The sequence below is a fragment of the Streptomyces sp. NPDC001515 genome (assembly GCF_053597115.1).
The window spans coordinates 22,228-48,203 of the sequence record NZ_JBSFHN010000028.1; the positions used below are offsets into that span (position 1 = coordinate 22,228).

Annotated in this window: 18 protein-coding genes and 1 pseudogene; 12 read left to right on the forward strand and 7 right to left on the reverse strand. The window is 73.3% G+C overall.

The window, feature by feature from the left end:
- Positions 1–32 precede the first annotated feature (32 nt).
- A complete protein-coding gene (gene paaK / locus ACWCXC_RS26635) occupies positions 33–1,328 on the forward strand; it encodes a phenylacetate--CoA ligase PaaK (RefSeq protein ID WP_450890738.1) in 1,296 nt (431 codons plus the stop codon).
- Between the two features lie 47 nt (positions 1,329–1,375).
- On the opposite strand, the gene ACWCXC_RS26640 is transcribed toward paaK, so the two are convergent.
- The gene (locus ACWCXC_RS26640) at positions 1,376–2,875 is read right to left on the reverse strand and encodes an acyl-CoA synthetase (protein ID WP_450890739.1); all 1,500 of its coding nucleotides are present in this window, start codon (positions 2,873–2,875) and stop codon (positions 1,376–1,378) included.
- A gap of 149 nt (positions 2,876–3,024) precedes the next feature.
- Between ACWCXC_RS26640 and ACWCXC_RS26645 the strand changes: the two genes are divergently transcribed.
- Positions 3,025–5,439 (forward strand): penicillin acylase family protein, encoded by a 2,415-nt coding sequence (locus tag ACWCXC_RS26645; protein WP_450890740.1) that lies wholly within the window; start codon positions 3,025–3,027, stop codon positions 5,437–5,439.
- Between the two features lie 35 nt (positions 5,440–5,474).
- Here ACWCXC_RS26645 and ACWCXC_RS26650 read toward each other — a convergent pair whose 3' ends face one another.
- Genes ACWCXC_RS26650 through ACWCXC_RS26660 form a run of 3 tightly spaced genes read right to left on the reverse strand, consistent with a single transcriptional unit; the run spans position 5,475 to position 9,280 of the window.
- Positions 5,475–6,581, reverse strand: coding sequence for a calcium:proton antiporter (locus ACWCXC_RS26650; protein WP_450679910.1), 1,107 nt, complete (start codon positions 6,579–6,581; stop codon positions 5,475–5,477).
- A gap of 51 nt (positions 6,582–6,632) precedes the next feature.
- On the reverse strand, positions 6,633–8,174 hold the full coding sequence (locus ACWCXC_RS26655; RefSeq protein ID WP_450679909.1) for an acyl-CoA synthetase: 1,542 nt from the start codon (positions 8,172–8,174) through the stop codon (positions 6,633–6,635).
- The gene (locus ACWCXC_RS26660) at positions 8,171–9,280 is read right to left on the reverse strand and encodes an NAD(P)H-dependent flavin oxidoreductase (RefSeq protein ID WP_450890741.1); all 1,110 of its coding nucleotides are present in this window, start codon (positions 9,278–9,280) and stop codon (positions 8,171–8,173) included. Before ACWCXC_RS26660 ends, ACWCXC_RS26655 begins: the two co-directional genes overlap by 4 nt.
- A gap of 182 nt (positions 9,281–9,462) precedes the next feature.
- Between ACWCXC_RS26660 and ACWCXC_RS26665 the strand changes: the two genes are divergently transcribed.
- Complete coding sequence (locus ACWCXC_RS26665; RefSeq protein WP_450890742.1) at positions 9,463–11,289, forward strand: serine hydrolase; 1,827 nt, start codon at positions 9,463–9,465, stop codon at positions 11,287–11,289.
- Positions 11,290–11,348: 59 nt separating this feature from the next.
- Here ACWCXC_RS26665 and ACWCXC_RS26670 read toward each other — a convergent pair whose 3' ends face one another.
- Together ACWCXC_RS26670 and ACWCXC_RS26675 are read right to left on the reverse strand one after the other, a co-directional pair.
- Entirely contained in the window at positions 11,349–13,700 is a 2,352-nt protein-coding gene (locus ACWCXC_RS26670) for an FtsX-like permease family protein (RefSeq protein WP_450890743.1), read from the reverse strand.
- Positions 13,697–14,425, reverse strand: coding sequence for an ABC transporter ATP-binding protein (locus tag ACWCXC_RS26675; RefSeq protein WP_450679905.1), 729 nt, complete (start codon positions 14,423–14,425; stop codon positions 13,697–13,699). Before ACWCXC_RS26675 ends, ACWCXC_RS26670 begins: the two co-directional genes overlap by 4 nt.
- A 214-nt stretch (positions 14,426–14,639) precedes the next feature.
- On the opposite strand from ACWCXC_RS26675, the gene ACWCXC_RS26680 reads away from it, so the two are divergent.
- From ACWCXC_RS26680 to ACWCXC_RS26690, 3 genes and pseudogenes are all read left to right on the forward strand, one after another.
- A complete protein-coding gene (locus ACWCXC_RS26680; protein WP_450890744.1) occupies positions 14,640–15,950 on the forward strand; it encodes a sensor histidine kinase in 1,311 nt (436 codons plus the stop codon).
- Complete coding sequence (locus ACWCXC_RS26685; RefSeq protein ID WP_450679903.1) at positions 15,947–16,621, forward strand: response regulator; 675 nt, start codon at positions 15,947–15,949, stop codon at positions 16,619–16,621. Before ACWCXC_RS26680 ends, ACWCXC_RS26685 begins: the two co-directional genes overlap by 4 nt.
- Before the next feature lie 91 nt (positions 16,622–16,712).
- Positions 16,713–16,871: pseudogene (locus tag ACWCXC_RS26690) on the forward strand (endo-1,4-beta-xylanase); the annotation flags it as partial.
- Between the two features lie 78 nt (positions 16,872–16,949).
- Here the strand turns inward: ACWCXC_RS26690 and ACWCXC_RS26695 are convergent.
- On the reverse strand, positions 16,950–18,017 hold the full coding sequence (locus tag ACWCXC_RS26695; protein WP_450679902.1) for a LacI family DNA-binding transcriptional regulator: 1,068 nt from the start codon (positions 18,015–18,017) through the stop codon (positions 16,950–16,952).
- A 226-nt stretch (positions 18,018–18,243) separates the two neighbouring features.
- Between ACWCXC_RS26695 and ACWCXC_RS26700 the strand changes: the two genes are divergently transcribed.
- The 6 genes from ACWCXC_RS26700 (at position 18,244) to ACWCXC_RS26725 (ending at position 25,974) form a co-directional block, all read left to right on the forward strand.
- Positions 18,244–19,512 (forward strand): ABC transporter substrate-binding protein, encoded by a 1,269-nt coding sequence (locus ACWCXC_RS26700; protein ID WP_450890745.1) that lies wholly within the window; start codon positions 18,244–18,246, stop codon positions 19,510–19,512.
- Between the two features lie 138 nt (positions 19,513–19,650).
- Positions 19,651–20,493, forward strand: coding sequence for a carbohydrate ABC transporter permease (locus tag ACWCXC_RS26705; RefSeq protein ID WP_450679900.1), 843 nt, complete (start codon positions 19,651–19,653; stop codon positions 20,491–20,493).
- Entirely contained in the window at positions 20,480–21,403 is a 924-nt protein-coding gene (locus ACWCXC_RS26710) for a carbohydrate ABC transporter permease (protein ID WP_450890746.1), read from the forward strand. The genes ACWCXC_RS26705 and ACWCXC_RS26710 overlap by 14 nt, the downstream gene beginning before the upstream one ends.
- A gap of 48 nt (positions 21,404–21,451) precedes the next feature.
- Entirely contained in the window at positions 21,452–22,216 is a 765-nt protein-coding gene (locus ACWCXC_RS26715) for an SDR family NAD(P)-dependent oxidoreductase (RefSeq protein ID WP_450679898.1), read from the forward strand.
- Positions 22,204–23,991, forward strand: a complete 1,788-nt coding sequence (locus tag ACWCXC_RS26720) for a heparinase II/III domain-containing protein (protein ID WP_450890747.1) — start codon at positions 22,204–22,206, stop codon at positions 23,989–23,991. The genes ACWCXC_RS26715 and ACWCXC_RS26720 overlap by 13 nt, the downstream gene beginning before the upstream one ends.
- A gap of 3 nt (positions 23,992–23,994) precedes the next feature.
- On the forward strand, positions 23,995–25,974 hold the full coding sequence (locus ACWCXC_RS26725) for a hypothetical protein (RefSeq protein WP_450890748.1): 1,980 nt from the start codon (positions 23,995–23,997) through the stop codon (positions 25,972–25,974).
- The last annotated feature ends 2 nt before the right edge of the window (positions 25,975–25,976 follow it).

A 25,976-nucleotide genomic window follows, 5' to 3' on the forward strand; every position in this document is an offset into this window, starting at 1 on the left:
CCGCACGGTGCGCACGGACGAGGGAGATCCGCATGACGGCTCTGCTGGACGCGGCGGAACGGATGGACCGCGAGGAGCTCGCGGCGCTCCAACTGGAGCGGCTGCGCGCCACCCTGCACCACGCGTACGCGCACGTCGGGCACTACCGCAGGGCGTTCGACCGGGCGCGGGTGCGTCCGGACGACTGCCGCTCCCTGGCCGACCTCGCCCGGTTCCCCTTCACCACCAAGGCCGATCTGCGGGACAACTACCCGTTCGGGATGTTCGCGGTGGACCGGGAGCGGGTGCGCCGGATCCACGCCTCCAGCGGGACGACGGGCCGGCCGACGGTCGTCGGCTACACCGAGAAGGACCTGGACGTCTGGGCGGACGTGGTGGCGCGCTCGCTGCGGGCGGCGGGCGCCCGTCCGGGGCAGCTGGTGCATGTCGCGTACGGCTACGGGCTGTTCACCGGCGGGCTCGGTGCGCACTACGGGGCGGAGCGGCTGGGCTGCACGGTCGTGCCCGCGTCGGGCGGGATGACGGCGCGGCAGGTGCAGTTGATCCAGGACTTCCGGCCCGAGGTCGTCATGGTGACGCCGTCGTACATGCTCACCCTGCTCGACGAGTTCGAACGGCAGGGGGTGGATCCCCGCTCGACCTCGCTGAAGGTGGGGCTGTTCGGGGCCGAGCCGTGGACGCGGGAGATGCGGCGGGAGATCGAGGAGCGCTTCGCGATCGACGCGGTCGACATCTACGGGCTGTCGGAGGTGATGGGCCCGGGGGTGGCGCAGGAGTGCGTGGAGACGAAGGACGGGCTGCACATCTGGGAGGACCACTTCTATCCCGAGGTGGTCGATCCGTTCACCGGTGAGGTGCTGCCCGAGGGGGAGCGGGGCGAGCTGGTGTTCACCTCGCTGACCAAGGAGGCCATGCCGGTGATCCGCTACCGGACCCGGGACCTGACCCGGCTGCTGCCCGGCACGGCGCGGGTGTTCCGGCGGATGGAGAAGGTGACCGGGCGCAGCGACGATCTGGTGATCCTGCGCGGGGTGAACCTGTTCCCGACGCAGATCGAGGAGATCGTGCTGCGGACCCCCGGGGTCTCGCCCCACTTCCAGCTGCGGCTGACCCGGCGCGGGCGGCTGGACGTGCTGACGGTGCGGGCGGAGGCGCGGGCCGGGGCGAGCGCGGAGCAGCGGGAGGCGGCGGCCGCCTCGGTCGCGGCGGCCGTCAAGGACGGGATCGGGGTGTCGGTGGGGGTCGAGATCCTGGATCCGGAGACGCTGGAGCGCTCGGTGGGCAAGTTCCGCCGGATCGTGGACGACCGGGACCGGCCGGGCGGCTGAGCCGGCCGGGTCCCGCGGCGGGCGGTGTCCGCCGCGGGACCTCCCGGTCAGGCGAGGCGGTCGCGCAGTTCGCGCTTGAGGATCTTCCCGCTGGCGTTGCGCGGCAGCGCGTCGACGAAGACGACGCGCTTGGGGGCCTTGAAGTGGGCGAGCCTCCCCCGGGCGTGCTCGATCAGCTCGGCCTCGGTGGTCTCCTCGCGCCGCACCACGACGGCGGTGACGGCCTCGATCCAGCGCGCGTCGGGCAGTCCGACGACGGCGGCCTCGGCGACGGCGGGGTGGGTGTAGAGGGCGTCCTCCACCTGGCGGGAGGCGACGAGGACGCCTCCGGAGTTGATGACGTCCTTCACGCGGTCGACCACCGTGAAGTAGCCCTCCGCGTCGCGCACGGCGAGGTCGCCGGAGTGGAACCAGCCGTCGCGGAAGGCCTCTTCGGTCTCCTGCGGCTTGTCCCAGTAGCCGCTGCACAGCTGGGGCGAGCGGTAGACGACCTCGCCGGCGGTGCCGTCGGGGACCTCCTTGCCGTCCTCGTCGACGACGCGCGCCTCCACGAAGAGGACGGGCCGGCCGCAGGAGTCCATCCGGCCCTCGTGCTCGTCGGGTCCCAGCACGGTGGCCAGCGGGCCGATCTCGCTCTGGCCGAAGCAGTTGTAGAGGGCGAGGCCGGGCAGGCGGGCGCGCAGCCGTTCCAGGACGGGCACGGGCATGATCGAGGCGCCGTAGTACGCCTTGCGCAGTCCGCCGAGGTCGCGGGCGGCGAAGTCCGGATGGTTGGCGAGGCCGATCCAGACGGTGGGCGGGGCGAAGAGGCTGTCGGCCCGGCCGGACTCGACGAGGTCGAAGATCCGGCCGGCGTCGGGGGCGTCCAGCACCGTGTTCTCCGCGCCGACCGCGAGATAGGGCAGCAGGAAGACGTGCATCTGCGCGGAGTGGTAGAGCGGCAGGGCGTGCACGGGCCGGTCGCCGGGACGCAGGTCGAGGGCGGCGATGGCGCTGACGTACTCGTGGACGAGGGCACCGTGCGTCATCATCGCGCCCTTGGGCAGGGCGGTGGTGCCCGAGGTGTACAGCAGTTGCACGAGGTCGTCGGCGCCCGGCGCGCGCTCGGGGGCGAACGGGCGCGGGGTCTCCAGCGCGGTCAGCAGCGAGCCGGCGTCGTCCCGCAGCGGCCGGAGGGCGTACCCGCCGGGGACCTCGGCGGCCAGGTCCGGGTCGGTGAGGACCAGGGAGCTGCCGGACTGGCGCAGGATGTAGGCGAGGTCGTCGCCGGTCAGGTTCTGGTTGACCGGTACGTGCACCAGCCCGGCGCGGGCGCAGGCCAGGTAGGCGATCAGATAGGCGTCGGAGTTGTGGGCGTAGGAGGCGACCCGGTCGCCGGGGCGCAGCCCGTGGTCCTCCACCAGGACGGCGGCGGCCGTGGAGACGGCCTCGTCCAGCCCCCGGTAGGTCCAGCTCCGCCCGGCGTACCTGAGGGCGGTGCGTTCGGGGGTGCGCCGGGCGCTGCGCGTCACGACTCCGTCGACTGTGCTGCTGCGTACTGCGGTCATGGCGTGATCCTGAGCGGCGCGGGCCCCGGGGTCAAGGGTCCGGATACCGACCGTGATGTTGACAGGCGCACGGCTCCACTGGCTGAGTGGCCCCGACGCCTCGAACCCGCGAGTAAGCGTCGTCCGCATCCCCTGAGTCGGGAGGACCGTTGCCCCTCCGGAACCGTCTGAGACTGTTCGCCGTCTCGGGCCTCGCGCTCTTCACCGTGTCGGCGTCGCTGCCGCCGGCCTCGGCGCACGAGACCCGGGCCCACCATCCGTCGGGCGGCGGGCTGTCCGCCGTGATCCGCTACACCGAGTACGGCATTCCGCACATCGTGGCCAAGGACTACGCGAACCTGGGCTTCGGCAACGGCTGGGCACAGGCGGCCGACCAGGTGTGCACGCTCGCCGACGGTTTCGTCACGCTGCGCGGGGAGCGGTCGCGGTACTTCGGCGCGGACGCCGCGCCGGACGGCTCGCTCTCCTCGGCCACGAAGAACCTCTCCAGCGATCTCTACTTCCGCGGGGTGCGCGACAGCCGGACCGTGGAGAAGCTGCTGGCGACCCCGGCCCCGGCCGGGCCGGGCCGGGCGGTGAAGGAGCTCCAGCGCGGCTGGGCGGCCGGCTACAACGCCTGGCTGGCGCAGAACCGGATCACCGATCCGGCCTGCCGGGGCGCCCGCTGGGTGCGCCCGGTCACCGCGCTGGACGTCGCGGAGCGGGCGTTCGCGCTCTCGGTGCTCGGCGGTCAGGGACGCGGCATCGACGGCATCACGGCCGCACGGCCGCCGTCCCCCGCCGCACCCTCGCCGGCCGGGCCGTCGCCCGAGCGCGCGGCGCGAGCGGCGGCGGAGCTGCTCTCGACGCAGAACGCGGACATGGGGTCCAACGCGGTGGCCTTCCGGGGCAGCACGACGGCGGGCGGGCGCGGGCTGCTGCTCGGCAATCCGCACTACCCGTGGCAGGGCGGGCGGCGGTTCTGGCAGTCGCAGCAGACGATCCCCGGCGAGCTGAACGCGGCGGGCGGCTCGCTGCTCGGCACGGCGACGCTCTCCATCGGGCACAACGCGGATGTCGCCTGGAGCCACACCGTGGCCACGGGCGTCACCCTCAACCTCCACCAGCTGACCCTGGCCCCGGACGATCCGACCGTCTACCTGGTGGACGGGGAACGGCGGCGGATGACCCGGCGGACCGTGTCGGTGGCGGTGGCGGGCGGTTTGGACGTGACGCGGACCCAGTGGTGGACCGCCTACGGGCCGGTCGTCACCTCCTTCGGCGCGGGCCTGCCGCTGCCGTGGACGCGGGAGTCGGCGTACGCGCTGAACGATCCGAACGCCGTCAATCTGCGGTCGGGCGACACCGCGCTCGGCTTCAGCAGGGCCCGGAGCACGGCGGGGATCAAGGAGGCGCTGCGGCGCACCCAGGGGCTGCCGTGGGTGAACACGATCGCCGCCGACTCCTCGGGGCACACCTTCTTCTCGCAGGCGCAGGTGCTGCCGAGGATCACCGACGACCTCGCCGCGCGCTGCTCGACGCCGCTGGGCAAGGTCACGTACCCGTCGTCGGGGCTCGCCGTGCTGGACGGCTCGCGCGGCGACTGCGCGCCCGGTTCGGACCCGGACGCGGTGCAGCCGGGGATCTTCGGGCCGGGCAGGATGCCGACCGCGGAGAACGCCCCGTACGTCGAGAACTCCAACGACAGCGCCTGGCTGGCGAACGCGGACACCCCGGTGACCGGGTACGAGCGGGTGTTCGGGACGGTCGGGACGCCGCCGTCGATGCGGACCCGGGGCGCCGTCGAGGACGTCGCCGCGATGGCGGGACGGGGCCGGCTGACGGTCGCCGACCTGCAACGGCAGCAGTTCGCCAACCGGGTGCCGGCCGGTGATCTGGCGGCGGCCGATCTGGCACGGGCCTGTGCGGCGCTGCCGGGCGGTACGGCGACGGCGAGTTCGGGTGCGCGGGTCGATGTGTCGGGGGCGTGCGCGGTGCTGCGCGACTGGGACCGCACGGTCGACACCACGAGCCGGGGCGCGCTGCTCTTCGACCGCTTCTGGCGCCGGGCGGCGTCAGTCCCGGCGGCCGAGCTGTGGAAGGTCCCCTTCTCCCCCGCCGATCCGGTCGCCACCCCGCACACGCTGAACACGGCGGCCCCGGGCGTGCTGACGGCCCTGGCCGACGCGGTGGCCGAACTGCGGGGCGCGGGGGTCGCGCTGGACGCGCCGCTGGGCGCGCACCAGTCGGTTCCGCGCGGCACGAAGCGGATTTCGGTCGGCGGCGGTACGGAGGCGCTGGGCGTCTGGAACAAGACGGAGGGCGTGTGGGACGCGGCCTCGGCGTCGTACACCGACGTCTCGACCGGGTCCAGCTACATCCAGGCGGTCGGCTGGGACGGGAGCCGGTGCCCGGTGGCGCGCACGCTGCTCACGTACTCCCAGTCCTCCGATCCCTCCTCGCCGCACCACGGCGACCAGACGGAGCTGTACGCGGGCGAGCGCTGGGTGACGTCCCGGTTCTGCGAGAAGGACATCGCGCGGTCGCCGGAGCTGACGGTAGTGCGGGTGCGCGAGCGCCGCTGATCCCGGACGGAGCGGCCGGCCCCTGGCCCCGGCGGTCAGGGGCTGATCGCGAGAAGGACGAACGCGGCGAAGACCGACAGGTGGACGCCGCCCTGGAGCAGGGTCGCGCGCCCGGGCACGACGGTGAGCGCGCCCACCACGACGGTCAGCGCGAGCAGCACCATATGGGTGGCGCCCAGGCCGAGGTGGAGCGGTCCGTCGAGCCAGATCGAGGCGAGCGCGATGGCCGGGATGGTCAGGCCGATGCTGGCCATCGCCGAGCCGAGCGCCAGATTGAGGCTGGTCTGGATGCGGTCGCGGCGGGCCGCCCGTACGGCGGCGAGGGTCTCGGGCAGCAGGACCAGCAGCGCGATGACGACTCCGACGACGGCATGCGGCAGGCCGGCGGCCTCGACGCCCGATTCGATGACCGGGGAGACGGCCTTGGCGTCCCCGACGACGGCGATCAGGGCGACGAGCAGCATGGCCAGGCTGAGCGCGGTCGCGCCCCGGCTCGGCAGATGCGCCCGGCGCTCGTCCTCCCGGACGTGCCCGTCCTGGGTGAGCGGGAGGAAGTACTCGCGGTGCCGGACGGTCTGCACGGCGACGAACAGGCCGTAGAGGCAGAGCGAGGCGACGGCGGCGAAGGCCAGTTGGGCGGGCGAGAACTCGGGGCCCTTCTTGCCGGTGGTGAAGGTGGGCAGCACCAGGCTGAGCGTGGCCAGGGTGGCGACGGTGGCGAGCGCGCCGCCGGTCCCCTCCGCGTGGAAGACGACGACACGGGTGCGGACCGCGCCCACCAGCAGGGCGAGCCCGACGATCCCGTTGCAGGTGATCATCACCGCCGCGAAGACGGTGTCGCGGGCCAGGGCGGTCGTCTTCGGGCCGCCGTCGGCCATCAGCGTGACGATGAGCGCGACCTCGATGACGGTCACGGCGACGGCGAGCACGAGCGAGCCGAAGGGTTCGCCGACGCGGTGGGCGATGACCTCGGCGTGGTGCACGGCGGCCAGGACCGCGCCGGCGAGGCAGAGCGCGACCACGGCGACGACGGCGGAGGGCAGTTCGCGCCCCCAGCTGAACACCAGCGCGAGCGCGGCGACCAGCGGCACGACGACCGTCCACCGGCCGGCCAGTGAACGGATCGTCGCGCGCGTGTCCATGCGTCACACACTGCCGGAGCGGGCGGGGGTCCGCCGCTCCGGCGGACCGGCTCAGCCCTGTCCCTCCCAGTACGGCTCCCGCAACCGCCGTTTGTAGAGCTTGCCGTTGGGGTCCCGGGGCATGGCCTCGATGAAGCCGAGGGTCTTGGGCCGTTTGTACCCGGCGAGCAGCCCGGCGCAGTGGGCGAGGATCTCCTCCGCGAGCGCGTCGCCGGGCGCGTGGCCCTCGGCGGGTTCGACGACGGCCCGGACCTCCTCGCCCCAGTCGGGGTGCGGGATGCCGAAGACCGCGGCGTCGGCGACGGCGGGATGGCGCAGCAGGGCGGACTCGATCTCTGCGGGGTAGATGTTCACCCCGCCGGAGATGATCATGTCGATCTTGCGGTCCCGGAGGAAGAGGTAGCCGTCCTCGTCGAGGACGCCGAGGTCGCCGACCGTGAAGAAGTCCCCGATGCGGTTCTTCCGGGTCTTGGTCTCGTCCTTGTGGTACTGGAAGCCGCCGGTGCTCATCTTCATGTAGACGGTGCCCAGTTCCCCGGGGCCGAGCCGGTTGCCGTCGTCGTCGAAGACCGCGAGTTCGCTGATCGGCCAGGCCCGGCCGACGGTCCCCGGCTTCTTCAGCCAGTCGTCGGCGGTGGCGAAGGCGCCGCCGCCCTCACTGGCGGCGTAGTACTCCTCGACGCAGTGGCCCCACCAGTCGATCATGGCCCGTTTGACGTGGTCGGGGCAGGGGGCGGCGCCGTGGATGGCGTGCCGCATCGCCGAGACGTCGTAGCGCGCGCGGACCTCGTCGGGCAGGGCGAGGAGCCGGTGGAACTGGGTGGGGACCATGTGCGTGTGGGTGCAGCGGTGGGTGTCCATCGCCCGCAGCATCTCCTCGGGCGACCACTTGTCCATCAGGACGAGCGGGTGCCCGATGTGCAGGGCGGCTCCGGCGAACTGGAGCACGGCCGTGTGGTACAGCGGCGAGCAGACCAGGTGGACGTTGCCGTCGAAGGGTTTGATGCCGAAGATGCCGAGGAAGCCGCCGAGGTAGCTCTCCTCGGGGAGCTTGCCGGGCAGCGGCCTGCGGATGCCCCGGGGGCGGCCGGTGGTGCCCGAGGTGTAGTTCATGACCCAGCCGAGGGTGCGCCCCTCGGGCGGTGACACGGGCCGGTTCTCCAGCAGTTCGTCGTACGGGCGGAAGCCGTCGACGGTACCGACCCCGTAGCGGTGGCTCGCCGGGAGCTTCGCCTCGTCGGCCGCCGCCGTCGCGGCCTCGGCGAAGCGTTCGTGGGCGATGAGGACCTTGGCACCGGAGTCGGAGACGATCCAGGCGATCTCGGGGCCGACGAGGTGGTGGTTGACGGGGACCAGGTAGAAGCCGGCCTGGGAGGCGGCGAGGTAGGCGGTGAGGAACGCGACCCCGTTGGGCAGGACGACGGCGAAGGCGTCGCCCTCCTCCAGGCCGGCCGCGCGCAGTCCGTGCACCATGCGGTTGGCGTCGGCGTGCAGCCGCCCCGCCGTCCACTCCTCGCCCTCGGGGGTGACGAGGACGATGCGGTCGGGATCGGCGGTGGCCTGGGCCCAGAAGCCGTTGGGCGGCTGGTTCATGAGGCGCTCCGTCCGGCGATGCGGTTGATCCGGTCCACGGCCCGTTCGAAGCCCCGGGTCAGATCGTCGAAGACGGCCTGGACACTGCGTTCGCTGGTCATCCGGCCGACGATCTGGCCCACGGGCGTGCCCAGCAGGGCCCCCGTCTCGTACTTCTGGATACGGGAGACGGCCTCGGCGACCAGGAGCCCCTGGAGCGGCATGGGCAGGGTGCCGGGGCCCGCCGGGTCGTCCCAGGCGTCCGTCCACGCGGTGCGCAGCTGGCGCGCGGGCTTCCCGGTGAGGGCGCGGGAGCGGACGGTGTCGCCGGAGCCGGCGGCGAGGAGCTTGGCGGTGAGGGCCGGGGAGTGCAGATCGGCCTCCTCGGCGGTGAGCCAGAGGGAGCCGAGCCAGACGCCCTGGGCGCCGAGCGCGAGCCCGGCCGCGATCTGCTCGCCGCTGCCGATGCCGCCGGCGGCGAGCACCGGGAGCGGGCCCACCGCGTCCACCACCTCCGGGACGAGGACCATGGAGGCGATCTCGCCGGTGTGCCCGCCGGCCTCGTAGCCCTGGGCGACGACGACGTCGATGCCGGCGTCCGCGTGGTGGCGGGCGTGCCGGGCGCTGCCGGCGAGCGCGGCGACGAGGACGCCGTGGTCGTGGGCGCGGGAGACGACGTCGGGGGGAGGCGAGCCGAGCGCGTTGGCGAGGAGCTTGATGGGGTAGTCGAAGGCCACGTCGAGCTGGGTGCGGGCGACCTCCTCCATCCAGCCGGTGATGCGCCAGCCGGAGGCCTCGCCCTCGGCGAGTTCCGGCACCCCGTGCTTGGCCAGGGTGTCCTGGACGAACTGCCGGTGGCCGGCCGGGATCATCGCCTCCACATCGGCCTCCGTCACCCCCTCCACCTTCTTGGCGGGCATGACGACGTCGAGGCCGTAGGGCTTGCCGTCGGTGTGGGCCTGCATCCAGTCGAGATCGCGTGCGAGGTCGTCGGGGGCGGTGTAGCGGACCGCTCCGAGTACGCCGAATCCCCCGGCCCGGGTGATGGCCGCGGCCACCGCCGGGAACGGCGTGAAGCCGAAAATGGCGTGCTCGATCCCCAGTTCTTGGCTCAGCTCCGTCTCCATGGGCGGCAGGATGCCGCAGTCCGTCATGCGAGGGAAGACATTTTCTGATGCAGTGTCAGATTCTTTGTGGCGCACGGGGCCTACGGGACCGAGGGGGGTGACAGTACCCTCGGCCCGGAAGGAAGTTTCACACTCGCAAGAGATTTCGAAAGTTACTTTCAGGCAGTGGGAAGGGGTTCCGGATGGCCGAGGACACGAGGGGCGGGGGCATCACCCGGCGCGGGCTGGGCGGTGGGATGCTGGCCCTGGGCGGGGCACTCGCCCTGGCGCCCGTGCCGTTCGCGACGGCGGCGGCCGCCACGGAGCCGGGGACGGGGTCGTCGGACATGAGCACAGGGGCCGCGCTGGGCGGACGGCCGACGCTGCGCCGCGGATCCGCCGCCCGCGCCGGGCTGTCGCAGGGACCGCTCGACCAGCTCGTCACCGAGGCGGAGCGCTATCTCGCCGCCTCCCCCAAGCACCCCTGGTACGCGGGCGCCGTGCTCCTCGCCGGACGCGGCGGAACGGTGGCGCTGCACCGGCCGATCGGCAAGGCCGTGCGCTACGCGGCGTACGACGAGAAGACGGACACCGGCGTCGAGTTCCCGCCGGACCAGCAGATTCCCATGGCCGAGGACACCGTCTTCGACCTGGCCTCCGTGTCCAAGCTGTTCACCTCGATCCTGGCCGTCCAGCAGATCGAGCGGGGGGCGCTGGAGCTTGAGGCGACCGTCGCCACGTACCTGCCGGACTTCGCGCGCGCCGGCAAGCAGGACGTCACCATCCGCCAGCTCCTCACCCACACCAGCGGTTTCCGGGCCTGGATCCCCCTGTACGCCGCGCCCACGCGGGAGGGAAAGCTGGAGCTGATCTGGAACGAGGCGCCGGCCAGTCCCCCGGGCACCGTCTATCTGTACTCGGACCTGAACCTCATCTCGCTCCAGCTGGTCCTGGAGAAGATCACCGGACGCACCCAGGACACCCTGCTCCGCGAGGAGATCACCGCTCCGCTCGGAATGCGCCGCACCCGGTACAACCCGCCGGCCTCCTGGAAGCCGAGGATCGCCGCGACCGAGGACGCCCGGCTCCCCTGGTCCGGCCTGGACCGGGGGCTGGTCTGGGGCGAGGTGCACGACGAGAACGCGTACAGCCTGGACGGCGTCGCCGGTCACGCCGGGGTCTTCTCGTGCGCCTGGGACCTGGCGATCCTGGCCCGCACGCTGCTCAACGGCGGGGTGTACGGGCGGGCGAGGATCCTGTCCGAGGCCTCGGTGGAGCTGCTGTTCACCGACTTCAACACCGCGTTCCCCGGTGACGCGCACGGCCTGGGCTTCGAGCTCTACCAGCACTGGTACATGGGCGCGATGGCCACGCCGCGCACCGCGGGCCACACCGGCTTCACCGGCACCAGTCTGGTGCTCGACCCGAGCACCGACTCGTTCCTGATCGTGCTGGGCAACTCGGTCCACCCGGTGCGCAGTTGGCGATCCGGCAGCGCGCCCCGGGTCGCCACCGCCAACCAGATGGCCCGCGCGGTCGCGGTCCGGCCCGCCCGGGGCGGGACGGCGTGGTTCGCCGGGATGGCCGGCTCCACGTCGGCGACCCTGACCCTGCCGCCGCTGCGCGCCGCCGCCCGTTCCCGGCTGAGCTGCCGGGTCTGGTGGGACACCGAGCCGGACTCCGACTTCCTGTACCTGGAGGGCTCATCGGACGACGGGACCACCTGGCGGCCGGTCCCCTTCACCACCACCGCGACCACGCCTCCGCAGGAACCGGTCGCCCATCCCTCGGGTGCCGTCTCGGGCTGGTCGGGCCGCGTCTGGCACCGGCTGGACGCCGACCTCGCCGCCTGGAAGGACACCGAGGTGCGGCTGCGGTGGCGCTGCACCACCGACCCGCTGTACGTCGGCCGGGGCGTCTACGTGGACGCCATCCGGGTCGAGTCCGGCGGACGCCCCGTCTTCGACGAGTCCCGGCCGGCGGACGCCCGCCGCATCGAGGCGAACGGCTGGACGGAGTCGGCCGACTGACACGACCGCCCCGGGCGGGGGCAACGGGCACACGGCCCCGCCCCCGCCCGGGGCGCGGCCTACTCCGTGCGCAGGGCCGTCGCGGTCCGGCTCCGTGCCGCCCACCCGGCGGGCAGGAGGGCGCCCAGCAGGGCGATGACCAGGCCGCCGCAGGCGAGCGGGACGAGCTGGGCCGCGTGGTAGACGTCGAGGACGGATCCGGGGAGGCGCAGCCCCGCGCTGTCGCCCATCGCGGGCATGACCCGGGCGTGCAGCAGCGTGCCCAGCGGCACCCCGAGCCCGCCGGCGACGAGTCCGGTGACGGCGACCGAGGTGAGGACCAGGGCGACGGTCTGCCGGGGCGTCATGCCGAGCGCCTTGTGCACCCCGATCTCCCGGGCACGTTCGCGGGTCTCCAGCAGCACCCCGTTGAGGACCCCGAGCGCGGCGACGGCGACGAGCATCAGCGTGAGCACCGCGGCGAGCGCGTCGAGCGTGACGACCATGTCGCCGCCCGCGCCGGGCGAGCCGGTCCGGGCCCGCGTGCCCAGCGGCGCCAGCGCCTTGTTCAGCCCCTCGACGTAGCGGGCGGCGTCCGTCCCGGGCGCGAGGGCGATGTGGTGGCTGGTGTCGGTCGTCTCCGGGTGGGCGGCGGCCAGCGTCGAGGCGTCGGTGAAGACCCGCATGCCGTCGTTGCGGGGGTCGAGCACCTCCCCGACGATCCGCACCGCGACCGGTGCGGCCAGACCGTCCAGGGTGACGGTGTCCCCGGTCCGGGTGCCGGTGGCGGTGAGGAAACCGGTGGGGACCACGGCCTCACCGGCCGTGCGGAGCCAGCGTCCGGTGACCATCGTGTAGCCGCCCCAGGAGGCGTCCCCGGTGAAGGCGACCACGTCGACCGTCCCGGTCGCCCCCGAGACGTTCGCCCGTACCGTGGTGGCGCGGTAGTACTTCGCGGTCCCCGGCCGGGCCGTGACGGCGGCGGCGACGGCGGCCGGATCGGGCACCTCGGACGGCTTCTTCGGTACGGGGCCGTCGGGGCCGAAGTCCGGCATCGGCGCGGGCACCACGACGTCGGCGGCACCGTGCGACTTGGCCTTCATGACCTGGCCGAGCGAAGCGCCCAGGCCCACGGTGAAGGTGACCGCGACCGTTCCGAAGAGGATCGCCGTGCCCATGGCCAGGGCCCTGGCGGGGCGGGCGAACGGCCGGACCAGGCCCATGGCGACGGGCCGGGGCAGGGGCAGCCGGGCGGCCGCCGCGGAGATCCGCCGGGCGCGCCCGGCCGCGCCGGGGCGCCCGACGGCCAGCGCGTCGACCGTGCGCAGCCGTCCCGCCCGCCTGGCGGCCGCCCAGGCGGTGGCCGCCACCAGACCGAGCACCCCGCCGATCACGGCGGCGTCGACCCACGGGGCCACGGTCAGAGCGGTGGAGCCGTAGGCGTCCTCCGCCTCGGCCAGCACCGGAACGGCCAGCAGATGCCCGGCGAGAACCCCGAGCACCGTTCCGGCGGCGGCCGGGACGAGCGCCTGCGCCATATGGGCGCGCACGACCTGGGCCGGGGTGAGGCCGACGGCCTTGAGGATGCCGATGCGGCGCACGTTCGTCCCCACGGCGGAGGCGACCACGTTGCCGACGACCAGGACGGACATCACGAGACCGAGCACGCCGAACGCCCCGAGGAAGGGGATGTACAGGGAGGTCGCCCGGGCCGCGGAGTGCCTGACGGTGAGCCAGGACTGCTCCCCGACGTCCGCCCCGCGCGGCAGGGCCCGGGTCACGGCGGCCCTCGCGGCGTCGACCGCCGCGTCGGTGTCCGGGCCGGTGAGGCGGTAGAGCATCTGGTAGCCACCGGTGCCCGGGGCGGTCAGCGCGTCCATCTGGGCGGGCACCACCCAGGCGTCGGCGGTGCGGGTGACCGAACGGGCCCTGCCCACCACGGTCAGCGCCGGGGCGCCGGGCAGTCCGGCGAAGTTGATCGTGCGGCCCGTGGCCACGAAGAGCGAGGCGTCCTCGGACACGGTGATCTCACCGGCCCGGCGCGGCCACCGCCCGTCCGTCAGCGCCACCCTGTCCACGTCCCGGCCGGGGTCGGCCCGGCCCGCCACCGTGAGGGGCCAGCCGGGCCCCGAGGCGTCCGCCTCGGGCCGGACCGTCGCCGTGCGGAACGGTCCGGCGGCGTTGGTCACCCCGTCGGCGCGTGCCGTCCGCGCCAGCTCCGCGTCTCCGACCCGGCCGGCGTCGAACCGCAGGGAGAGATGGGCGCCGTGCTGCCGGGCGAAGGCGTCGTCGAAGGGGGCGTCGGAGACGGCGAGCAGCGATCCGCCGAGAACGGAGGCGGCCACCGCCATCATCGTGGCGAGGCCGATCACCAGGGTCTGCACCCGCCGGCGGGCCACCCCGGAGCGCACGATCGTGCCCAGCGCGCTCATCGGGCGGCCCCCGGCGCGGTGCCCGCCGGGTCCGCGACGAGGTCGGCCGACGGGACGTCCTCGGTGATCCGGCCGTCGGCGATCCGCACCGTGCGGTGCGTGCAGGACCGGGCGAGGGCCAGATCGTGGGTGACGACGACGAGGGTCTGTCCGGCGGCGTGGAGATCGGCCAGCAGGGCGCCGACCTCCTGTCCCGAGGCCGTGTCCAGGGCGCCGGTCGGTTCGTCGGCCAGGAGCAGCGCGGGACGGTTCATCAGGGCACGGGCCACCGCGACGCGCTGGCGTTCGCCGCCGGAGAGCCGTCCGGGGAGGGCTTCGGCGTGCCGCTCGATGCCCAGGGTCTCCAGGAGTTCGGCGGCGCGCCGCGCGGCCGGCCGGCGGGGCACCCCCGCGAGCCGTGCGGGCAGGACGACGTTGTCCGTCACCGTCAGGTCGTCGAGCAGATGGAAGAACTGGAAGACCATGCCGATCCTGGTCCGGCGGTGGAGGGCCGCCCCGGTCTCGTTCAGCCGGTCCACCCGAACCCCGTCCACGGTCACGGTCCCGGTGTCGGGCCGGTCGAGGCCCGCGATCAGGTTGAGCAGGGTGGACTTGCCACTGCCCGAGGGGCCGAGGATCGCGACGGCCTCGCCCGCGCGCACGCTCAGCGAGGCGTCGTGGAGCGCGGGCGGCCCGCTGTCGTATCTGCGGCCGACCCCGCTCAGTTCGATCAGCGGTGTGGTCATGAAGGGGCTCCTCGGGTGGGTGCGGTGGGTTCACCGGAACGCTAGGAGCGGGGCCCGGACGGCCGCGTCGGCCGCCCGGCCCCCTTTCGCTACCGCGTCGGGACGAGTCCGCCGGGCGTCATCCTTTCGGCGGAGGCGCACGGGGTACGCCGGGCGCCGGAGATGGTCATCGGGACGGAGCTGGCCGGGTACGGACGGCGGCGACAATGAACCGGTGAGGGATGTGACCGCGACACTCGACCGGCTCCGGGAGGCCGCCCGCCGGACCGTGCGGGAGGCCGTGCGGACGGGCGGCCCGCCGCCCCGGCCCAGTGGCCGCGCCCGGCTGTTCGACGCCCTGGTGGCCGTGGTGCTGGGGGTGGTCACGGTCTTCTACGGCATCGACAACTCCGGCCGGGTGGTGTGGCGGGAGATCGCCCCCGGGGTGGTGCTGGAGGTCGCCCGGCCCTCGGGACCGGAGGGCACGGCCTTCATGGTGGGCCTCGCGGCCGTCGCCTCGGGGGCCCTGGTGCTGCGCCGCCGGTATCCGCTGGGGGTGCTGTGCGTGGTCACCGCCGCGACGGCGGCCACGCCGCAGAGCGTGCTGCGGCTGACGCTGTACGCGTTCGTGATCGCCGTGTACAGCGCCGCGGTGTACGGCTCGAACAGGGTGGCGACGCTGGTGGCCCTGCCGGTGGCGATCGTCCTGGTGGGCTCGGCCGGCAATTCGGCGACGCCGGTGGTGCCCAACGAGTACATCGTGCTGCTGATCCTGGTGCCGATGGCCCTGGCTGCCGTGGGACTGCGAACGTGGAAGCTCCGCACCGACGAGGGCCGGGCCCGCCTGGCCGCGCTGGAGCGCGAGCGCGACGAGGCGCTGCGCCGGGCCGTCGAGCACGAACGGGCCAGGATCGCCCGCGAGTTGCACGATGTCGTGACCCACAACGTCAGTGTGATGCTCATTCAGGCGGGGGCGGCGCGCACCATCATGAGGACGTCGCCCGAGCAGGCGGGGGAGGCGCTGCTCGCCGTGGAGGCGGGCGGGCGCGCCGCCATGACCGAACTGCGCAACGTGATGGGGCTGCTCACGATGCCCGACGGGGACGGCCGGCCCGGCGGCGAGGAACCGGACGACGCCGACGCGGAGCTGACCCCGCAGCCCGGACTCGACCGACTGGAGGAGCTGGTCGGCCGGGTGAGGTCCACAGGGGTGCCCGTCGCCCTGACCGTGACCGGCACGCCCCGCGCCCTGCCGCCGGGTGTCGAACTCGCCGCCTACCGCGTGGTCCAGGAGGCCCTGACCAACGCGGTGAAGCACGCGTCGGGGGCGTCCGCCACCGTGACCGTCGCGCATACCCCGCACCACCTGCGCGTGGAGGTCACCGACACCGGCGGCCGTCCCGGCGCGGACGCGGCGGCCGGCAACGGACGCGGACTGATCGGCCTGCGCGAACGCCTGTCCGTGTACGGCGGAACGCTGACCGCCGGCCCCCCGACACCCGAAGGCTTCCGTGTGGAGGCCCTGATCCCCCTGGATGTGCCGTGACCGATTCCCTGCGCGTCGTGATCGCCGACGACCAGACCCTCGTACGGACCGGGTTCCGGCTGATCCTCGGGGCCGCCGGGATCGAGGTCGTCGCCGAGGCGACGGACGGGGAGGAGGCCGTGGAGGCGGTCCGCCGCACCCGCCCGGACGTGGTCCTGATGGATGTCCGGATGCCGGGGACGGACGGCCTGGAGGCGACCCGGCGGATCCTCGGGGGCGCCCCCGGCGAACCGCGCGTCATCATCCTGACCACCTTCGACCTGGACCGCTATGTGTACGCGGCCCTGTCCGCCGGGGCCAGTGGCTTCCTGCTCAAGGACGTCACGCCGGAGTACCTGACGGTGGCCGTGCGCACCGTGCGCGGCGGCGACGCCCTGCTGGCGCCGGCCATCACGCGCCGGCTGGTGCAGCGGTTCGCCCGGCGGGACGAGGAGGCCGCCGGCCTGCACCGCGACCTCGACGTGCTCACCCCGCGCGAACTGGAGGTCCTCGGCCTGCTGGCCCGGGGTCTGAGCAACGCCGAACTCGCCGCCCGGCTCCAGCTCGCCGAGGCGACGGTCAAGACGCACGTGGCCCGGATCCTCGCCAAACTGGGCCTGCGCGACCGCGTCCAGGCCGTCATCGCCGCGTACGAGACGGGCCTGGTCACCACGGGCGGTCGCGAGGCGTGAGCTCCGCCGGCCGGCCGTACGCGAAGCGGGGGCGACCGACCGCGGCGGGCGCGGTGAGGAGTGGCGCGCCGACCGCCGGAACGCAGGCGTCAACGGCTCACCGTCCTGGGACGGCAGCGGCAACGTGATGACGATGCGGCCCAACGGCGACGGCAGTCCGGCGGCCGGGGCCTCGACCTCCTTCGGGTTCACCGTCATGACGAACGGCAACACCTCGGCGCCCGCGATCGGCGCCTGCACCGCTTCGTGACCCCGGCGGCCCCGCACCGGGACCGTCCTCGCGAGGGCACCGTCTTCCGGCGGTGACCTCGCGTCGCGCGTGCGTCCCTCAGCGGGGTCCCCCGGACGCGCCGGCGGGCGCGGGGGCCGTCGATTCGCGGACCACCAGACGCGGCCTGATCAGCAGGGAACGCCCGGCGGCCGGGGCGGAGTCGATGCGGGCGCGCAGTTGCTGGAAGGTCTCGGCGGCCATCTCCGGCAGCGGCTGGCGGACCGTGGTGAGCGGCGGCTCGAAGAGGTCGGCGAGCAGGATGTCGTCGAAGCCGACCACCGACACGTCCTGTCCGGCGCTGCGGCCCGCGTCCCGCGCGCCCCGGCAGATCCCGATGGCGCACATGTCGTTGATCGCGACGAAGGCGGTGGGCGGGCGGGGGCCGCCCAGCAGTTCGACGGCCGCCCTGCGCCCCAGTTCGGCCGCGTCCTTGTCGCCGAACTCCGCCGTGTCCGCGCCGGGCCAGACGATCGCGTCGGCCGGGTCCAGCCCCGCCGCCTCCAGGGCGGCGCGGAAACCGCGCAGCCGCTCGCGGCGGTTGACGCTGTTGACCGAACCGGAGACGAAGGCCAGCCGGCGGTGGCCCAGCTCCAGCAGATGGCGGGTGGCCAGCTCGGCGCCCATCGCGTTGTCCACGCTGATGGAGGCCAGCGACGCGGGATCGCCCGCCTGCGCGGTGCGGTCGAAGGCGACCATCTTCAGGCCCCGGCCGAGCAGCGGGGCGACATGGTCGAGCGAGGGCAGCGAGGAGCACAGGACCACCCCGCTCACCCCGTCCGCCAGCAGCTCCTCGCCGTACTTCAGCTCCCTGGCGGGATCGCGTTCGCTGTTGCAGAGCAGGACGTGGTAGCCCTCGGCCAGGGCGATGGCCTCCAGCTCGCGGGCGAGCGCTCCCCAGAAGGGGTTGGCGACGGACGGCACGATGAGGCCGATCACCTTGATCCGGCCGGTGCGCAGCATCCGCGCGGCACGGTTGGGGCGGTAGCTCAGCTGCTCTATCACCTGTTCCACGCGTGCCAGGGTGGCCGCCTGCATGCGGTCGGTGCGTCCGTTGAGGACGTTGGACACGGTGCTCGCGGAGACCCCCGCTGCCTCCGCGACCTGATGGATCGTTACCCCGCTCATGCCACCTCCGGTTCGGAATGTGTTCGGCGAGCCTAGTGTACCGATTTACTGAATCCTCTTCACCGGTACACCCGTTAACGTGCCTGAAAATTCTTGTGCATCAGCTGTTGACGCACCTCTCGGGGCGTTCCTAGTCTCAGTGCATCGATTTACCAGAGCTTCCCAGCCATGGCCGGGTCGCCATCGCTGGATCGATCCACTTCCTCCACCTCAAAAGGGGTGCCTCATGGAACTCACACGACGGTCGCTGCTCGCTGCCCTCGGTGCCGGTACCGCAGCGGCCGCGCTGGCCGGCTGCGGGACCGGCACCACGGCGGCCGGCTCCGCCGACGGTCCCGCCGAGGGCGAGATCACGCTGCTCACCCCGATCTACGAGGGGGCCAACGGCAAGACACTGCTGGAGAAGCAGATCCTGGGCGGCTTCCGGAAGAAGTACCCGGACGTCACGGTGAACGTGGACTACACCACGTACGCGCAGCTCAACGAGAAGATGACCACCGGTCTGGCCGGCGGGCTGCTGCCCGACGTGCTGATGATGGGCGTGGGCTGGATCCCTCCGTTCGCCGCCAAGAAGGCGATCGCCCCGCTGCCGGAGAAGTTCGCCACCGCGCACGACTACGAGGAGCGGGTGCTGGAGCCCTCGCGCTACGACGGCAGGCTCTACGCCCTGCCGGTGGTGCTGGACACCCGCATCGTCGTCTACCGCAAGGACCACTTCGCCGAGGCCGGCATCCGGAAGACCCCCGCGAACTGGCCCGAACTGCGGGCCGTCGCCAAGCAGCTCACCACCGGCGGCCGGATCGGCTTCGATCCGTTCTCCATCGATCTGCGCCAGTGCTGGGAGACCTTCCTCTTCGCCAACGGCGGTCAGCTCTTCAGCGAGGACGGCCGCAAGGTGCTGTTCACCGACGACCGGGGCGTCGAGGCCCTGCAGTTCTTCAAGGACCTGATCAAGGACGGCTCGGCCAGCTACGCCAAGAAGACGGACGCCGGGGCGCCCTCGAACGTCCAGACCGGCAAGGCGTCGATGATGATGACGACCAGCGCCCTCTGGGAACAGGTCCGCAGCCAGAACCCGGAGCTGCTCGAGGAAGACAGGCTCGGCGCGTTCGTGCTGGCCAACCGCCGCCCCGCGATGCTCCAGGGCGGCACCCTCGTCACGCAGTCCGCCCGATCCAAGCACCCGGCCGCGGCCCGCGCGCTCGTCGAGTACCTGGCGACGCCGGACTCGATCCTGGGCGCGGCGAAGCAGCGCGGCTCGGTGCCCGGACTCAAGGACCTCAACGACAGCGGCTACGTCAAGGAGAACGAGTTCGTCGACTTCTCCCTCCAGAACATGGCCCACGCCTGCTCGGAGGGCGGCACCCCGGCCTGGATGGAGATCCGCGAGAAGATCAAGCCGACGCTGGAACCGGCAGTCGTGGGCGGTCAGTCCGCCAACGACGCCATCGCGGAGCTCGGCCGTCTCGCCGAAGCCGCCATCGGGCGGATGTGAGGCGCCGCCGTGGGAGCGACATCCGTACTGAAGGCGCGGCCCGCGCGGCCGCCCTCCCCTCCTGAGCACGCCGGATCCGCCCGGCGGCGCCCGGGCCGGGCCCGGACCGGACCGGGCCGCCGCAGGCGGCGGGCCGGCATGCTGATGGTGGCGCCCGCCCTGCTGCACGCCGCCCTCTGGATCGGCCTGCCGGTCGTGGCCTCGGTGGTCCTGGCGTTCACCACGTACGACGTGCTGACGCCGCCGCGATTCGTGGGGTTCGACAACTTCACCGAGATGGTGCACGACGCGGTCTTCCGCACGTCCGTCGTGAACACCGTGATCTACACCTTCTTCACCGTGCCCTTCGGCATGCTGCTCGGACTGCTGACGGCACTCGCGCTGCACACCGGGCTCAAGGCACGGGGCATCTTCCGCACCGCGGTCTTCCTGCCGCAGGTCACCGCCACGGTGGCGATCGCGCTGGTCTGGCTGTGGATCTACAACCCGGGCAACGGCCTGTTCAACACGCTGCTCTCGCTCGTCGGGGTCAACGGGCCGGCCTGGCTCTCCTCGACGACCTGGGCCATGCCCTCGGTGATCCTCGTCGGCGTCTGGCAGGGCATCGGCATGAAGATGCTCATCTATTTGGCCGCCCTCCAGTCGCTGCCCAGGGAGCTGTACGAGGCGGCGTCGGTGGACGGCGCCTCCCGGGTGCGGCAGTTCTTCTCGATCACGCTGCCGCTGCTCAAGCCCGCGACGTTCTTCGTGCTCATCACCTCGATGATCAGCGCGTTCCAGTCCTTCGACCAGATCTACATCCTCACCGACGGCGGGCCCGCCAACAGCACCACGATGATGACGTACGAGATCTACAAGTCCGCCTTCCGGGAGTTCCGCGTCGGCTACGCCTGCGCCCAGTCCCTGGTGCTGTTCGTCCTGCTGATGGGCTTCACCCTGGTCAACCGGCGGATCATGGGAGGCACCCGTGGCCACAACTGAGCTGCGCGGCTCCGCGCCCGCCCGCCCGCCGCGTCCGGCGGCACGGCGCAGGCCGGTCCGGCCCGGCCGGATCGCGCTCTACGTGACGCTGAGCACGGTCTCGCTGCTGATGGTGGTGCCGTTCGTCTGGATGGTGCTGACCTCGCTGAAGACGCCGGTGGAGATCGCCTCGCAGAACGCCGGACTGCTGCCGGAGCGCTGGGAGTTCGGCAACTACGCCGACGCTCTGAAGGCCGCGCCCTTCGCCACGTACGCCCGCAACAGCCTGGTCATCGCGGTCAGCCACACCGTGCTGAACGTGGTGATCGCCTCGATGGCCGGATACGCGCTGGCCCGGATCAGGTTCCGGGGCAGCGAGGTCATCTTCTCCCTGTTCATCGCGGCGCTGATGATCCCGACGTACACCAAGGTGCTGCCGGAGTTCCTGATCGTCCGCTTCATGCCGCTGGCCGGCGGGAACGACCTGTTCGGCCAGGGCGGCAGCGGTTGGCTCGACTCCTGGTGGGCGCTGATCGTGCCGGGTGCGGTCACTCCGTTCGCCGTCTTCCTCTTCCGCCAGTTCTACCTGGACCTTCCGGTGGAGCTGGAGGAGGCCGCCCGCCTCGACGGGCTCGGCGAGTTCCGGATCTACGCCCGGATCATGACGCCGCAGGTCAAGCCCGCGCTCACCACCGTGGCCCTGCTGACCTTCGAATCGTCCTGGAACAACTTCCTGTGGCCGCTGCTGGTGACCCGCTCGGACCACCTCCGGGTCATCCAGGTCGGGCTCTCCGTCTTCAAGACGGAGAACGGCCCCCAGTGGCACTTCCTCATGGCGGGCACCACGCTCGCCACCCTGCCCATGGTCGTGCTCTTCCTCATCGGCCAGCGCTACTTCGTGCAGGGCTTCGCCACCGCCGGTCTCAAGTGACCGGGGCCGGCCGCCGCACGCGGCCGGATACCGAAAGGGTTACCCCCCATGTCCGCTGAACTCAACGGCTCCCGCGCCCTGGTGACGGGCGCCGGACACGGCATCGGCCGCGCCGTCGCCGTCGCCCTCGCCGAGGCCGGCGCCGATGTCGCCGTGCACTACCACTCCTCCGCCGACGAGGCCGCGCGGACCGTCTCCGCGATCGAGGCGCTAGGCCGCCGCGCCAAGGCGTTCCGGGCCGATGTGACGGTGACCGCCGAGGTGGACCGCGCGGTCGAGGAGGCGGCCGGCTTCCTCGGCGGACTGGACGTCCTCGTCTGCAACGCCGGTCATCTGATCGCCCGGACGACGATCGCCGACATGTCCGACGAGCACTTCGGCCGGGTCCTCGACACCAATCTCACCTCGACGTTCCGCACCGTGCGGGCGGCGCTGCCGCACCTCAAGGAGTCGCCGCACGGGCGCGTCGTGACGATGTCGTCGCTGGCCGCGCACAACGGCGGCGGCCCCGGTTCGGTCGCGTACGCCGCCGCCAAGGCCGGCGTCCGGGGCTTCACCAAGGGCCTGGCCAAGGAGCTGGGCGGCACCGGCATCACGGTCAACACCGTCGCCCCCGGCTTCATCAAGGGCACCGCCTTCCACGACACCTTCACCGCCCCCGAGGCCCAGCTCGCCATGGAGGCCGGTATTCCGGTGGGCCGGGCCGGGACGCCCGAGGACGTCGCCTCGGCCGTCGTGCACCTGGCCTCGCCCGCCTCCGGTTTCCTCACCGGGATCACCCTCGACATCGACGGTGGCGTATGGCCGCGCTGAGGAGGATCGCGCGGGAGCGCGGCGGCTGGTGGCACGCGTACGTCTGCCCCGCGCACGGGGTGGAGCCGGACCACGGCGATCTGCTCGCCGGGGAGTTCCCCGAGGGCGGTGCGCGCTGTGCGTACGGCTGCCGGGTGGACGACGCGGCGGTGCGCGGCGCCTGGCTGGTGCTCTCGCACCAGGCATGGGCGCGGCATCTGCGGGTGCTGGCCCACCGGGGCGAGCGGGCCGAGGCGGTGGCGCGGCTGGTGGAATACACCGCGCTGTACGAGGAGCTGGCGGCCGAGCGGCACGGCGAGGCGCAGGACTGGATGCTGCGCGGCCGGCTCTTCCACCAGGCGCTGACCGACGCCATCTGGGCGGTGAACATCGGGCACGCCGTCCTGACGCTCGCCGAGGAGGGCGCCGGGGACCTGGCGCCGGTGCTGCCGCTGCTCGACGCGCTCGAACGGGCCGCGCTCGACGCCCGCGCGGTCCTGAGCGGTCAGGGGCAGCTCGCCTCCAACTACACGGCCTGGCTGAACGCGGCGGGCGCCGCCACCGGGCGCGCCGCTTCGGCGGTGCGCGGCCGGAAGTGGGAGGGGCGCAAGGAGTGGCTGGAGGGCGACAGCGGTCTGTACGCGCATCTGCGGGTCGCGGTCGCCGAGGACGGCTGGGAGTGGGAGGGCAGCACCTACTACCACGGGTTCGTGCTGCGGGCGGCGCTGCTGGCGCTGCGCGGTACGGATCCGGCGGAGCTGCCCGCCGATGTGGCGGGGGTGCTGGCCGGGATGGCGGACGCGCTGGCGGTGATCGCCACCCCTGGCGGCATACTCCCCGCGCTGCACGACGGCCCGTATCTGCGGGCGCCGCTCGCCCTGGAGTGGCTGGAACTCGTGGCGCTCGCCCAGCAGGTGGTGCCCTCCCCGGCGCTGGAGGCGGTGGCGGCCCGGGCGCGGGCCGAGCTGGGCGGGGCGGACGACGGTCTGGACCGGGAGCTGGGCGGCTGGTTCACCGGCCCGCCGCTGCCGGAGCGCCCGGCGCCGGGTCCGGTCACCCTGTTCGCCGTCGCGGGCTATGCCGTCCTGCGGGTCGCGGGCGTCCACGCCCTGCTGGACTTCGGCCCGCACGGCGGATCGCACGGCCACCGGGACAAATTGTCGCTCTGTCTCTACGGCGACACGACGCCCTGGCAGCCGGATCCGGGCCAGGTGCCGTACGCGCACGCCGACTTCCGTGAGCTGTACGCCTCGACGGACGCCCACCCCGCGTTCCGGGTGGACGGCCTGGAGCAGGCCGAGTGCGCGGGCCGACTGCTCGCCGCGGACGAACGGTCCGTCACCGCCGAGGTGACGGAGGCGTACGCGGGGGTCCGCGCGGTCCGCAGGATCGTGGCGGGCGAGGGCTATCTGGTGGACCTGCTGACGGTGACGGTCGGCGCCCCGCGCCGGATCACCGCGCACCTGCGGCCGGGCACGGCCCTGGACGTGGCGGCGCTGCCGGGGGGTGCGGCCCGGACCACATGGTACGGCGACGAGACCCTGCACGGCTGGCACACCGCCCTGGCCGGTGTTCCGGTGCGCCCGGTGAGCCGTCCGGGCCCTGGTACGGCCGACGATCCGCAGCGCACCCGGACCCGGGTGGACCTCACCGCCGACACGGACCGCGTCACCTTCGCCTCGGTGTACCAGGCCGCGTCGGCCGGGCCCGCCGTGACCGGGGTGGAGGCCGACGGGGACGGGCTGACCGTCCGCCTGGCCGACGGTTCGACCGCACACTTCGTCCCGGAGGACTGACCGTTGCTGCTCTCGGCGACCCCGCCGCCCGGCCCGCGTCCCGCGCGGGAGCTGCGGCTCTACGAGGAGGCCGGCCGGCTGCGCGGGCTGACCCCGCCCGCCACGCACCCCCTGGCGAGCATCACCTGGCTGGGCCCGGCCGCCTCCAACCCGGCGCTGGCCCACCGGGTCTCCGGCGATCCGGCCCATCTGGCGGAGAGCGTCCGCTGGATCGAGGCGGCGGCGAGGCTTCCGCACTGGGGCCGGGCCCATATGCCGGACCACGACCTGGACGCCGGCTGGCTGCTGCACCACCTCTCCCTGGCACTGCGCTGGCTGGGCGATGACCTGCCGGAGGACGTCCGGGCGCTGCTGGGGGACAAACTGCTGCTCCAGGGGCGGCGGATGTACGAGTTCGCGGTGGCGACCGAGGGCTCCTGGTGGTCCTCGTCGTACTGGCAGAACCACAACTGGATCTGCTACGCGGGCCTGGCGACGGCCGGGTACGTCCTCGGCCAGGAGGAGTGGACCGGGCGGGCCAAGGACAATCTGGGTACCGTGCTGGACCTGATGCCGGAGGACGGTTCGCACGCCGAGGGCGTCGTCTACTGGCGGTACGGGGTGCCGTTCCTCGCCGCCCATCTGGACCTGCTCCAGGAGGCGGAGGGCGTCGACTGGTGGGACCGGGGCGGGTTCATGTCCCGTACCTTTCGCTACCGGCTGCACCAGACCGCGCCCGGTTTCGCGTTCAACGTCGACCACGGCGACTGCCACGACCGGCGCAGCGGCCACAGCGCGGGGCTGTACTACCGGCTCGCCGCCCAGTACGGCATCCCGGAGGCCCAGTGGCTGGGCGATCTGGCCTCGGGGGAGCTGCTGGAGCGGGAGGCGGCGGAGAGCGGGGTACGGCCGGGCATCCTGCCGGAGGCGTATCTGGAGTACCTCTGGTACGACCCGTCGGTGCCGGCCGCCCGTCCCACCGAGACCCGGGCGTTCTTCCCGGACCTGGGGCTGCTGGCCGCGCGCACGGGCTGGGACGACGACGCCACGCTGGTGTCGTTCAAGGCCGGCCCAGGCGGCGGTCACCGGGCGTGGGAGACGGCGGAGAAGCACCGGACGGAGAAGGGCTGGGACACCCTCGACCAGGGGCACCACCACCCCGATTCGGGTTCCTTCGTCTATGTCTCGCAGGGCGCCTTCCTGGCCGTGGACGAGGGGTACAGCAACCGAAAGCGGGCCGCGCACCACAATCTGCTGCTGGTGGACGGCCAGGGGTACGCGGACGAGGACCGGTACCACGTGTACCGGGACATCCCCTTCGAGCGGCAGGCCCGCCAGCGCGATGTACTCCTGTCCGCCGACTGCGGCTGGGCGCACTCCACGGCCGAGATCGCCGCGATGTACGACCCGGGGCTGGGGGTGCGCAGGCTGGACCGGACGCTGGTGTTCACCCCGTCGGGATGCCTGGTGCTGCTGGATCTGGCGGAGGCGGACGCCCCCCGTGAGTGGACGTTCCTGCTCCAGACCGACCGGCCCGCCGAAGCGGAGGCGGACGGCGGGCGGCTCATCCGTTCGGGGGCGGCGACGGCCCGGCTGCGGCAGTTCGCCCCGGCCGGTGCGCGGATGACCGGGGAGGCCACCGAGGTGGAGGCCAATCCGACGTCCAGCACCCCCGGCCTGCGGCTGACCCGCACCCTGCACACCCTGCGCGCGACCGGCGCGCGGACGCGGGAGGGCCTGTTCCTCACCGCGCTGGTGCCCGGCACGGAGGTGGACGCCGTGCGGGTGGTGTGCGCCGAGGGCGAGGGCGTGGGCATCGGCGCGGAGACCGTGCTGCTCTCCCCCGTCGCCCGGCGGATCCGGACCGGCCGGGTGAACGCCGACGCGGCGGCCGTGCTCCTCGACGGCGGCGACGCCCCGTACGTGGTGGCGGCGACCCGGTTGGAACGCGACGGCGCGGTGCTCCTCGACACGGCGGAACCGTACACAGGAAAGGTCGGCTGACC